Source organism: Streptomyces niveiscabiei (genome assembly GCF_001419795.1).
Classification (GTDB): domain Bacteria; phylum Actinomycetota; class Actinomycetes; order Streptomycetales; family Streptomycetaceae; genus Streptomyces; species Streptomyces niveiscabiei.
In genome coordinates, this window is the sequence record NZ_LIRL01000932.1 from 1 (window position 1) to 2,775 (window position 2,775).

Below are 2,775 nucleotides of genomic sequence, written 5' to 3' on the forward strand. Positions count from 1 at the left end.
GGCCAGGTGGGGTCGTGCGAGGGCGGGGGCGTCCGGCCGCGGCCGACTTCTCCAGGGCCGCCGCTTCCTCGTCGTCCAGGTTCAGGGCTTCTGCGATGGCCTGGACGGTTTGGCGCTGCGGGCCCCGGGTACGGCCCCGCTCCATGTCGGCCAGCGCTCTGACGCTCACGCCCGCCGCGTTCGCCAGCGCTTCCTGGCTGAGGCCGGCTTCGGTGCGGAGGGTGCGCAGCCGCCGGGCGAAGTCTCCTGCGGGAGGTGTGCTGGCGCGCACCGTGGGGGTCTCCGATCATGCGGGTCGTGCGGGTCGTCCGGCTTGTTCCGGTTGTTCGGCTCGTCCGGCTTGTTCGGGTGCGAGCCTCCGGCAGAAGTATGACTGACGTAGTTCTGCCGGATGAACTGCCTGGTGGGAGGGGGTCCGGGGTGATCGACTTGGGGCAGACGCGGGGCGCCGGCCACCGCTCTTCGACCACTTCTCGACCACCGCTGACCTGCGGAACGGCCGACGGCATCGAGCCCCGGCCCGCTACTGACGACGGGGAACCTCTCCATGAACATGCACCGCTCCACGCTGCTCGCCCTCGCGGCCNNCGGTGGCCTCGGCGCCGGTGGCCGCCGCGTCCACAGCGGAGAAGTCCACGGGGACGACGGGTACGTCGGGTACGTCGGCCGGCTCCGCGAAGTCCACCGGCTCCCAGGGCTCGGCCACCGCCAACGGCTCGGCGGGCAGCGGGAGTTCGGCCGGCACCAAGGCGACGACGCCNNCCGCCGACGTACGGATCACCGCCGCCCTCCAGGACGGCCCGCCCTACACCCACATCGTCCTCACCGCGAAGAACACGGGCCGGCACTCCTGCCGCCTGGCCGGCTTCCCGCGTATCCAGTTCCTGGAGAGCCACAAGCAGGACGTCCCGGCCGTCGCGAAGAGCAAGCCGGCCACCCCGGTCGTGCTGGCGGCCGGCGCGCCCGCCTACGCCCTGGTGAAGCTCTCGGACGGCGGCGTCGACGAGGACAACGAGCCCGTGTCCGCGTTCCAGGTCATGCTGGAGGGCGACTCCACGGTCATCGCGGTCACCGCCCCCGGCAAGGAGGGCATCGCCGTCGACCCGGCGAAGGCGCTCACCGGGTACTGGACGTACGAACTCCGCAACGGGGCCGACGACTTCTAGGCCCTGTCCGGCGGATCAGGCTGCACGAGAGTGACGGTTCCGTATCGGTGCCGGTGAGCGGGGGCTGGTGCGTGCAGCTGCAAGGCGGAGGAGGGCGTCGACGCGATGGGGGTCCCCCCTGTTCGAGCGGAGCCGAGAACTTGGGGGAGTCGGCAACCGACGACAACGCGGCTGGGGGTCCCCCCTGCTCGCAGAGCTTGGGGGGAGCGCGTGCCAGGCCCCGCGACCGCGGCCTGATCCGCCGGACAGGCCCTAGGCCCGATCCGCTGGACAGGTCAGGCCCGGCCCGGCGTGTCCAGGTGGGCGACGACGTTCGTGTGGAAGCGGTTCACGGCGTCGTCCACGCTGCGGATGAACCCCGACTCCGCGTTTCCCCGGCTGCTGCCCATGCTCTTCAGCAAGGACAGGCGGAAGCCGGTGATGCGGGTGTCGGGGCTTTTCGGGAGCAGGTCCGCCGGTTCGGGGCGGAGGCGTTCGAGGGTGCCGCGCGGGCCGCCGGCGTCACCCTCGACGAGGGTCTCCACGTGCAGGTCGGCGGGGGCCTCCGACAGGCGGCGGAGCAGGCGTTTGGCCCAGGTGAGGGGGTAGCCCTGGTCCGGCGCCGGGATCTCGATCGACGTCCGCAGCCTCGCCGTACGCAGGTCCGCGCCGACCGCCAGGATGCCCGGCGCGCCCTCGATGCGGAGCTCCGCCGACAGCCGTCCGTCCAGGCAGAGTTGGTCGGCGAGGCGGCTGCGGCGCTCCTTCGGGTCCGCGCCGCGTTTCGCGCGCTGGACCGGCAGGACCTTCTGGCCCAGCTCGCCGCCGAGGCTTAGGCAGATCTGCCGGACCAGGCGCTCCCAGCTCTCCACGACGTCCAGCGCGCGCGGGTCGCCCGCGCACAGGGTCTCGTCGTCGATGCCGTTGCGTACGGGGACCCAGGCCGCGCCCATGTTCTGGAAGCCGTGGCAGCCGGAGTTCTCGTGCCGGAGGTAGTGCAGCAGTTCCAGGAGCAGCCAGGCGTGCGCCTTGTCGTTGACGCCCTCGTGGCGGATCAACATCTGCGCCTGGTACGCGACTTCGGCCCACGACAGGTGCCACAGGGCGACCTTGTGCTTGCGTCTGCCGTCCACCTTGACGTCCACGAGAGGGCTGCCGTCCAGCGCCACGTCGTTCGACAGGGTGATGACGGCCTCGTACCCGCGCCGCGCGGCGATGTCCATGTACGCCTGCACCTGCTCGGACTTGAGGGCGTTGCCGTTGGTCTTCGTCTCGACCAGGGCGGTCCAGAGCTTGCCCGCGCGCTCCACCCGGACGACCCCGTCGGGGCGCCTCGGGGTGTCGCCGTGGGGGAGCGAGACCTCGGTGAACGTCTCCATGCGGCCTGCGGGCGCGCCGAACGCGGCGGTCAACCTGCGGCCGAACTCCGGTACTTGGGCCATCACCGAGAGGAGGACCGAGGTCGCGCGGGTCTCGCGGTCCCGGTCGCTCTTGAGGACGGAGACGGGGAAGAGGCGGGCCGGGTGCCAACTGTCGTTCTCGGCAAGGGACTTCTTCGGGGACTTGGGGACGGTGACTTTCTTCCGGGCGGTCCGGGGGCGGGCGGGCTTCTTCGGCGCGGTCTCTTCTC

Annotated in this window: 2 protein-coding genes and 1 pseudogene; 1 reads left to right on the forward strand and 2 read right to left on the reverse strand. The window is 71.8% G+C overall.

The genetic code is table 11. From position 1 onward, the window contains the following. On the reverse strand, window positions 1-271 hold a 271-nt coding region (locus tag AOK24_RS37205), incomplete at its 3' end, for a helix-turn-helix domain-containing protein (RefSeq protein WP_055724364.1). Window positions 272-762: 491 nt separating this feature from the next. On the opposite strand from AOK24_RS37205, the pseudogene AOK24_RS51665 reads away from it, so the two are divergent. Next, window positions 763-1,166 (forward strand): annotated as a pseudogene (locus AOK24_RS51665) (DUF4232 domain-containing protein); the annotation flags it as partial. A gap of 275 nt (window positions 1,167-1,441) precedes the next feature. Here the strand turns inward: AOK24_RS51665 and AOK24_RS37215 are convergent. Next, window positions 1,442-2,775 (reverse strand): hypothetical protein (locus AOK24_RS37215; RefSeq protein WP_055724365.1); only part of this gene is annotated, 1,334 nt, incomplete at its 5' end.